The sequence below is a fragment of the Oculatella sp. LEGE 06141 genome (assembly GCF_015207605.1).
GTDB lineage: Bacteria > Cyanobacteriota > Cyanobacteriia > Elainellales > Elainellaceae > Oculatella.
On record NZ_JADEWO010000002.1, the window covers coordinates 288319 to 297023 of the forward strand.

Genomic DNA, 8705 nt, shown 5'->3' on the forward strand with positions numbered 1-8705 from the left:
ACACTATTTCCCCATTCGCTTCCAGGGTGGCTGAGAGAGCGATCGCTCTTCCGGCGGATGTCTGAAGTATCGAATGCCACTCAAACTGCCGCCGTTTGGGCTTGCCCCAGGCGCTAAACCTCCAACCTTGGGGGATTTAGGAAGCAAATGCAGCACCCTTGATCCGTTGCAAACAACTATCTCAGACCCTCTCTTAAACATCTGCCAGTTTCACAGCAAAAGTAAATGCCAGCCTCTTCTTTCAGCGACATCATGCAAAGGATGGAGCAAGATCAAAACTTGCTACGCATCAAAAAGTTGTTGATCTGTGCGTGCCACCAACAATGGGAAAACAATCCGCAAACGCTACAACAAGCGGACTTGGCACCATTAGTGCAGGAAATGCTGCGGTTAGCACCGACCTGGCAAGAGCTTGAAACCGAGTTAAATCGCATCGTCAAAACTCTCAATAAAGCGGCTGAATATGCTCTGGTTGCTAATAGCATCCTGCAATACATCAAACCTCTTTACCTGGAACCTGAGACGCAATTAATTCGATCGCCCCACTTCACGTTTCATCACCACTACTTAGAAATCTCTGGTCGTTTAGATTGCGATCAACAGTATCTTCGGGTTAAAAAACTGTTGGTAGCGGCCTGCGGCTATCCCTGGGAAAATGACCCTTATCGCTTGAACGCGATCGCCACTACAGATTTGGTTCAAACGCTTCACCAATTAGCACCGGATCTAGAACGATTGAGTGTGCTACTCTCTGGCATTGTGCAAACGTTGAATCGTCAGGTTGAGTATCAGGCGATCGCCGCTACGATTATTCAAGCCTTCAGTTCACTTTACGACAGTACCGAAGTTGCTCCTGCGCCACCGGAGTTGGAAACCAGCATCCGGCCAGTTAAACCAGTTAAACCAGTTAAACCAGTTGAAGCGGTTGAAGAACGTCTCCCGGTGCTAAATTCACCGGCCACAGCCCCACCACCCCTGAGCGCCAGCGAATTGTTTGATCTGCGATTTGAACTAATGAAATATACCAATCCCTGGAGAACCAAGCGATTGGCTGTTGCGGTAATTCATGCTGATATCAATGAACCTGATCAAACCATTAATACGGCTCTTAAACTGTATGAGTTGGACGATCTATTGCAAGAGTTGTTTACAACTTATCCCCATTACGAGCAATTAATCGAGCAACTAAAGTTGGCGGCAGCCCCAATGAAGCAAAGGGATGAATACACTCAAACCATTAGTGCGATCGCCCGGGCTTTCAAGCCCTATTATTTCAGTTCCAGACAGAGCACACATTTGATCAACGAACGCCCAATTGAAGTAGAGAAAGTGACAGAAATTGTGGTTGGCCAACCGAAACACGTTCAACTGAGTGCCAGGGATCACGATGAACATACCTGTCAATTCCGGTTGCCGGAGGTAGCACCTGCGACCCAGGATTTGCCCACCCAGGCCGAGCCTCCTGCCTCATCAAACGCCTCTGAGACATCCTCTGATCCCATAGGGCTGAATCGACCGGGACAAACTAATGAGACGCTATTTACCAGGATTCGATCGCTATTTGGAGAACAACCCTGATGGCGATCGAGCGGGAGAAAATGAACGTTGTCGCCCTACTCCAGCGATATTCAAACCAGATCCACTGCCAAAACGTTAACCTGAGCGGTGTTAACCTGACCGGAGCCGACCTGATTGGCATTGACCTGAGCCAGTCCGATTTAAGTGGCGCTGTCTTAATGCTGGCCTACCTCAATCGTGCCTGTTTAAACAAAGCCAATCTGGTTCATGCTAACCTCAGCGGCATTAACCTCAGTCAGGCTAGTTTAGTGGGTGCCAACCTCCAGGATGCGGATCTGCACGCTGCCATTCTGCAAGGAGCCGATTTACGCAGTGCCGATCTCACCCTGGCAGATTTGTTAGATGCCAACCTGATTGATGCCGACTTGCGAAACACCAATTTCAGCAGTGCCAACCTCACCGGAGCCTGTCTGCGCGGTGCCAACTTTCGAGAAGAGAATCGGCAACAAAGTGCTAATCTGCGCGGTGCTAATTTACGAAAGGCGGACTTGCGCGGCGCTAACTTGACCGGAGCGAACCTGTCAAAGGTGGATTTACGGGGTGCCGATTTGAGCGATGCAATGCTGCGGGGGGCGGACCTCAGCGGTGCCGACTTGAGTGATGCTAATTTGACGGGGGCTTTTTTAACAGAAGCGAATTTGGCGATCGCCACTCTGCGCCATACCAACCTCACCAACGCTAAGCTAGAACGAGCCAACTTAACCGAAGCCGATCTGGCTAGCGCTACCCTGCGCGGCGCTATTTTGCCCGATGCTAAACTCAACCAGGCCAACCTGATACAAGCCAACCTCTGCGGGGCTAAACTCAGCCGAGCCAATTTGAGTCGAGCCAACTTGCGGCAGGCCAACTTACAGGAAGCCAACCTCACGGATGCCTACCTGGCAAGGGCAAACCTGACTGATGCCAACCTGACCGATGCCAGCCTGATGAGGGCTGAACTGAGCAGCACTAATTTAGCTGGGGCTGAACTGCGCGGTGCCCTTTTGCCAGACGGCAAAATTCATAGCTAAATTGGCTCAATTACGGAATCTTGTTGGGTAGTGCATGCGTCAAAACATACCTAAATTAACAACAGTAGGCTTGCTCGGCTGTTAAGATCCGGCTAAATTAGCAAGAATTATCGCTTTCGGCAGTTTGATTTAGTAATTTGAACCTCATGAGTGATATCATCCTTAACGCTCGCAACCTCCAGGTGCAGTTTGAAACCAGTGGTCGCATCATTAAAGCGGTTGACGGCATTTCGTTTGAGGTAAAACGCGGTCAAACGTTGGGGATTGTTGGAGAGTCGGGATCGGGCAAATCGGTAACCTCATTAGCGGTAATGGGTCTGGTGCCCAAACCCCCCGGTCTAATTAAAGGGGGTGAAATCTGGTTTCACAGCGAGAAATCGGGTAGCCAACCGATCGATTTGCTATCGCTCTCGCAGGATCAAATGCGGCACTATCGGGGCGGTGATGTTTCCATGATTTTTCAGGAACCGCTCTCGTCGTTGAATCCAGTCTATACCTGTGGGTTTCAACTCACGGAAGCGCTACGGCAACACCAGAACATCTCGATGTCTGAAGCGAGACGGCAAGCGATTAACCTGCTGCAAGAGGTGCGGCTTCTCCCCAGCGATGAAGAACTGGCAGAACGCTATCTAGACGAACGGCGTAAGCACCCTGTTGGGGCAGTGTCCAATTCAAAAAGGGAGATGGCTCAACCGAGCGATCGCGACGTTCAGCAATGGGTTAATCAGCAAAAACAGGCGATTTTAGAGCGCTATCCGCACCAGTTGTCGGGTGGTCAAATTCAACGGGTGATGATTGCAATGGCAATTTCGTGCAATCCGGCACTGCTAATTGCCGATGAACCCACAACCGCACTGGATGTTACGGTTCAGGCTGCCATTCTGGATTTGTTACGCGAACTGCGCGATCGGCGGGGCATGTCAATGATGTTCATCACCCATGACCTGGGCATCATTGCTGAAATTGCCGATACGGTTGCCGTGATGTATCAGGGCAAAATTGTGGAATACGGCTCCACCTGGGAGATTTTCTCGAATCCACAGCATCCCTACACTAAGGGGTTGCTAACCTGCCGTCCTCAGCCCGATCGCCGTCTGAAGTACCTGCCAACGGTATCGGACTTTATGGACGTTACCACCTCGCCCACTGGAGAGTTGGTGATTCAAGAAAAGCAGATGGCTGTGAATCAGGCATTACGGGTTAGTACCGAGATGAGTGATGCCGAATCAGATAGTCGCTTAGCAGAATTGCACCAGCGATCGCCCCTGCTGAGTGTGAAAAATCTGCAAGTGGGGTTTCCAATGCGAGGTGCGTTTGGGCAAACGCAGCGGTACGTCATGGCGGTGAACGGGGTGTCGTTTGATGTCTATCCGGGTGAAACGCTAGGACTGGTGGGCGAGTCGGGGTGCGGCAAAACGACCCTGGCTCGAACGCTACTCCATTTAACAAAGTCGATGGGTGGCGAGATTCTTTTTGAAGGTCGAGAAACCACAAAGCTGAACAACAAGCAGTTGCGGCAGTTGCGGCGCGATATGCAAATTATCTTCCAAGACCCCTTCAGCTCGCTCGATCCGCGCATCTCCATTGGCGAAGCGGTAATGGAGCCAATTCGTATTCACGGTCTTGGCACTAGCCAGCGCAATCGCCAGGAGCGGGTGACTTATTTGTTAGAGCGAGTGGGAATGGACCCTGCTTGCCAAAACCGATATCCGCACGAGTTTTCTGGCGGCCAGCGGCAGCGGATTTGTATTGCGCGATCGCTGGCGCTGAACCCCAAGTTTATTGTCTGCGATGAGTCGGTGTCTGCCCTGGATGTTTCGGTGCAGGCGCAGGTGTTGAACTTGCTCAAAGAATTGCAGAGCGAGTTTAACCTCACCTACATTTTCATTTCCCATGACCTGAGCGTGGTTAAGTTTATGAGCGATCGCATCATGGTGATGAATCGCGGCAAGATCGAAGAAATCGGCACTGCCGAGCAAATTTACTGCGAACCGCAGCAAGCTTACACCCGTCAGCTTATTTCTGCGATTCCAACCGGAAACCTGGAACAAATTCGCCACCGTCAGGCGCAGCGTGGCATTGTGGTTAACTGAGTGGTTAACTGAGGTCAATTCTGCCGTTGCTCGGTATCTGCCTGAGCCATCAACGATTGGAGCGGTACATCGCAAAACGCCCTGAGTTGAGGTAGCGCCGTACCACACACTTTACAAAAGCGGGCATCGGCATCGTGGAGTGCCAGTCTACAGTTGGGGCAAAGGAGTTCCACCTGGCTGGTTGTTTTAACCACCCGCCGGATCAGGTTGCCAATTTGCCAGGGAATCAGCGCAATTCCCGTCAAAATCATTAGCACCGTCAGGAACCGACCGATTTCTGAAATCGGAGTAATATCCCCAAAGCCAACCGTGGTCATGGTGGCTACCGAAAAATAGACCGCATCCAAAAAGGTGCCAAACTTAGTCGAATTAGCAGGATGCTCGACCTGATAAATTAGCCCGGAATAGACAAAAATGATCGTGAACAGGGTGAATAAGATGCGCGTAAAGATAGCGCTGTCTTCACTGCTGACATACCCAAAAATCGTTTTGCCTTCGATATAGCGAATCAGCCGCAAAATTCTAAACCAGCGAAAGATGCGAATGAAGCGAATATCGGTGGCACCCAACAGAAACGGCAAAATGGCTAACAAGTCAATCAGCGAGTAAAGGCTAAAAAAGTATTTAATTTTTTGTTCTGCACTCCAAAACCGCAGCAAGTATTCAATTGAAAATAGAACCAGGATGCTGGTATCAATCTGGTTGAGCGTGATGCGTAACGAAGCCGGAATGGAATAGGTTTCTGTGACAAAAATGGCGGAAGACAGCAGTACCAGCCCGGTAATTACAAGGTTAATTGCTTTACCGATGGGCGTTTCCAGGTCTTCTAAGTAGAAACTCAGCGTTTTTCGCAGCGTCATTACCGTATTCTGCAATGGGTCTAACCTACGCATTGTGATCAACAAACGTGCCAGGTTCTATGGCAAAGGGTAACAAATTTCGGCAGAAGGGCAGTTCTGTTCCCACCCCCCGGCATTTGGGGCGATCGCTAATGGGCTAAGATAACGAAGCACAAGTGAACGGTAGCCCGATTGGGAAAGTCCGGTGGAAGTCCGGTGCTGTGCCGCAACTGTAATGAGGGAACCGAAGCACAGAGTGTTGAAGGTTGGGAATAAGTCTATTCTTCCCAGTTCAATGGCTTACTTTGTTTCGCTCAGAGCCAGAACGCCAATGGGTTGCTTATTCACTCTATTTCCTGCGTTGCACAGGAACGGAGTATAGACGCATGATTTCTGAACAACAGTCCACTAACTTGCTCACGATCGCAGATCAATTGACCTCTCAAGCGATCGCGTTGCCCCCTTTACCGTTGCACCGTCCAGTGTTGTTGGTAGGGCACGGCAGCCGCGATGCGGACGGTCGCCAGAGCTTGTTGGACTTTGCGGCGGCCTATCAAGCGCTGGATACGTCCCGTCCGGTGGTACCCTGCTTTTTAGAATTGACCGAGCCGTCGATTCAGCAAGGGGTTGATCGGTGCGTTGAGCAGGGCTATACCGATTTATCTGTGCTGCCAATTTTGCTATTCGCGGCGCGGCACAACAAGTTTGATGTGACGAATGAACTCGATCGGGCGCGGCAGCGGCATCCTCAGGTGACCTTTCACTACGGGCGACATTTTGGCATTACTCCCGGCATTTTAGACCTGTGGCGATCGCGCCTGGATCAACTCGACCAGCCACAGTGGAATCCGCAGGGAATCGATCGCGCCGATACCGTATTGTTGTTTGTGGGTCGTGGCTCCAGCGACCCCGATGCCAACGGAGATGTGTTCAAGTTAGCCCGCATCGTTTGGGAAGGCAGCGGCTACCAAACGGTTGAAATCTGCTTCATTGGCATCACGCATCCCCGCATGGAAGAAGGATTTCGGCGGGCGCGGCTCTATAACCCTAAGCGGATTATTGTCTTGCCCTATTTCTTGTTTACCGGAGCGTTAGTCAAGAAGATTTTTGACATCACGGCGCAACAGCAAGACCAACATCCAGAGATTTCTACCCTCTGCCTGCCCGAAATGGGTTTGCATCCCCAGCTTTTTTCGGTATTGCGCGATCGAGAAATTGAAACGCAGCTTGGGCAGGTGCAAATGAACTGCGAAATGTGTAAATTCCGGTTGGCGGCAGCAGGACAGGCAGGTGAGCATGGACACTCGCACGACCATCACCCCCACGGGCATGATCACGGTCACGGGCATTCCCATGCGGCAGTTGACCCCTATGCCGAGCCAGCACAGTATCATCAAAAAATCTGGCAAGTTCCTTAGTTGTTATGTCTGAAGAAAAACAGTTTGTAGTGGGCGATCGTGTTCGGGTCATACTAATGCCGCCCTATGTTAAAACCGCCGAGCCGATGCCAATGTTGCGGCCTCCTAATGTCATTCAACTGGGTGAGGAGGGTGTTGTAATGGATCGGCGACCCGGTGGCTATTGGGGCGTTCGCTTCACCAAAGGAACCTTTTTAATGGACAGTCAATATCTGGAAACGGTGATTGCTGCCAATGATACGCCGCACGCGTCTGCCTCTGGCACCATTCCAACTGTTCCGGAAGAAACAACGAATGGATAGGCGATCGCGATCGCTGTGTCATCATTGCAATTTGTTGAGGGGGCGATCGTGCGATCGCCCCTTTCTGCTTGTGCGACCGTCGTAACAACCTGACGTTGACCAAATTGCAGTAATTCCAGCGTTGCTGAATAGAACTATGAACGAGGTATTTAGACGCAGTCATCCTTTAAGGATGTTTTAGAAAGTGCTGACTGCCACTCGAACTGCCTCCTTTTCTGGCTTGCCGCAGGTGCTAAACCCCCAGAATTAGGGAATTTTGAAACAGAATCGGCTCGCAAGTCCCCCAAAGTTGGAGGCTTTAGGGGAAAACGCAGCACATTTGAGACTTCTAAAATGTCCTCTTAAACGTCCCTCATAAAACGGCACATTTTTGGGAATTGCTTCACTATTAATACGTATGTGAATGTTTTCTACCTGTCTGCGAATGGCTATGGGTACTACCGTCGTGCGGCGGTATGCGCCGACAGACCACCACCAATATGCCGAGGCGGGAGTGAGCATACTATTCCTGCTCTGTTATTAGTTCATTTAGTGGTTCATTTGATCATTCGTCCTTTGTTCGGAACTAACCAATGGTCTGTAAGTTGATGCCTGAGTCCATTGGGGCTAAAAGGAATGCTTTTACATGAGGGTTACAGGGCAAATTAAAGATCAGCAAGCTACAACTGAACGCAGGTCACGCTGCAACGATTGGCGATCGCGCTAAACCAATATTGGCCAATCTCCCTGGGACGATTTAGGAAAGGCAACACTAATGAGAACAAGTGGGCAAATCAAAGCAGAAATTGAAGAGCATCTGGGGTTCTTTCCTCCCTTTTTTGCTCCAGCGTTACACACTCCTCAGGTGCTAGAAAACCTTTGGCAACAAACGCTTTTAGCCTATATCAACAATCCGCTGCCAGCCCTGTTTAAGGAAAAGTTGTCGGCGTACCTCTCGCGTTATTGCAGCGTGCCGTATTGCATGATCTGTCATAGTTGCGCTTTATATCCTCTAGGGATGCAGGCATCAGACATTCTGGCATGGCTGGAACTCCCACCTCCCACCCGGCCAGATGTTGAGCAGCATCTTGAACGGTTAGCCACACAACCGGAATGGCTGGCCGTTTGGACAGAGAAACACCACCCAGCACTAGAAGAGAGTCTGCTGGCCTGTACCATTTTTATCGCTCAAGAGCAAGAAGCCGGACAAGAGTGCCGACAGGCACTGAGTCATCTGCTGGAGCCTGCACACTATCAATCTTTGGTGATGTTGATCGCCTATATCAAGACCTGCCTAGTGTGGATGGAAGCGCATCCTCAGGTTGCCTGCGAGGTGGATCAGCGGATACAGAAGTATTTAGGATCGTGAATTAAATAACCTGTAATTCTGGTTTGGCTGTGTAATTCCATTGCGGTAGAAGCTCGTCGAAGACAATCTTCATATTGGCTTTGAAACCTTCAGCAACTTTTCGACCTTTTTGATACA

General features: G+C 50.4%; 8 protein-coding genes and 1 riboswitch. Of the genes, 6 read left to right on the forward strand and 2 right to left on the reverse strand.

Annotated features, from left to right (window positions below):
• Nucleotides 1–3 precede the first annotated feature (3 nt).
• Nucleotides 4–156 (reverse strand): hypothetical protein, encoded by a 153-nt coding sequence (locus IQ268_RS02930; protein WP_193875371.1) that lies wholly within the window; start codon nucleotides 154–156, stop codon nucleotides 4–6.
• Nucleotides 157–225: 69 nt separating this feature from the next.
• Here IQ268_RS02930 and IQ268_RS02935 point away from each other — a divergent pair, with 69 nt between their 5' ends.
• The 3 genes from IQ268_RS02935 (at nucleotide 226) to IQ268_RS02945 (ending at nucleotide 4681) form a co-directional block, all read left to right on the forward strand.
• Nucleotides 226–1578 carry a hypothetical protein gene (locus IQ268_RS02935; RefSeq protein WP_193875373.1) on the forward strand — a complete coding sequence of 451 codons (1353 nt, stop codon included), beginning with the start codon at nucleotides 226–228 and terminating at the stop codon, nucleotides 1576–1578.
• A 20-nt stretch (nucleotides 1579–1598) separates the two neighbouring features.
• The gene (locus IQ268_RS02940; protein WP_193875416.1) at nucleotides 1599–2588 is read left to right on the forward strand and encodes a pentapeptide repeat-containing protein; all 990 of its coding nucleotides are present in this window, start codon (nucleotides 1599–1601) and stop codon (nucleotides 2586–2588) included.
• Between the two features lie 146 nt (nucleotides 2589–2734).
• The gene (locus IQ268_RS02945; protein WP_193875375.1) at nucleotides 2735–4681 is read left to right on the forward strand and encodes an ABC transporter ATP-binding protein; all 1947 of its coding nucleotides are present in this window, start codon (nucleotides 2735–2737) and stop codon (nucleotides 4679–4681) included.
• A 14-nt stretch (nucleotides 4682–4695) separates the two neighbouring features.
• On the opposite strand, the gene IQ268_RS02950 is transcribed toward IQ268_RS02945, so the two are convergent.
• Entirely contained in the window at nucleotides 4696–5574 is an 879-nt protein-coding gene (locus IQ268_RS02950) for an ion transporter (protein WP_228035018.1), read from the reverse strand.
• A 95-nt stretch (nucleotides 5575–5669) separates the two neighbouring features.
• Nucleotides 5670–5872, forward strand: a riboswitch (cobalamin riboswitch).
• A gap of 34 nt (nucleotides 5873–5906) precedes the next feature.
• Between IQ268_RS02950 and IQ268_RS02955 the strand changes: the two genes are divergently transcribed.
• The 3 genes from IQ268_RS02955 to IQ268_RS02965 all read left to right on the forward strand — a co-directional run bounded on the left by IQ268_RS02955 (nucleotide 5907) and on the right by IQ268_RS02965 (nucleotide 8588).
• A complete protein-coding gene (locus IQ268_RS02955; protein ID WP_193875377.1) occupies nucleotides 5907–6938 on the forward strand; it encodes a sirohydrochlorin chelatase in 1032 nt (343 codons plus the stop codon).
• A gap of 5 nt (nucleotides 6939–6943) precedes the next feature.
• Nucleotides 6944–7240 (forward strand): regulatory protein SipA, encoded by a 297-nt coding sequence (sipA, locus tag IQ268_RS02960; RefSeq protein WP_193875379.1) that lies wholly within the window; start codon nucleotides 6944–6946, stop codon nucleotides 7238–7240.
• 754 nt (nucleotides 7241–7994) lie between these two features.
• On the forward strand, nucleotides 7995–8588 hold the full coding sequence (locus IQ268_RS02965) for a hypothetical protein (RefSeq protein WP_193875381.1): 594 nt from the start codon (nucleotides 7995–7997) through the stop codon (nucleotides 8586–8588).
• The last annotated feature ends 117 nt before the right edge of the window (nucleotides 8589–8705 follow it).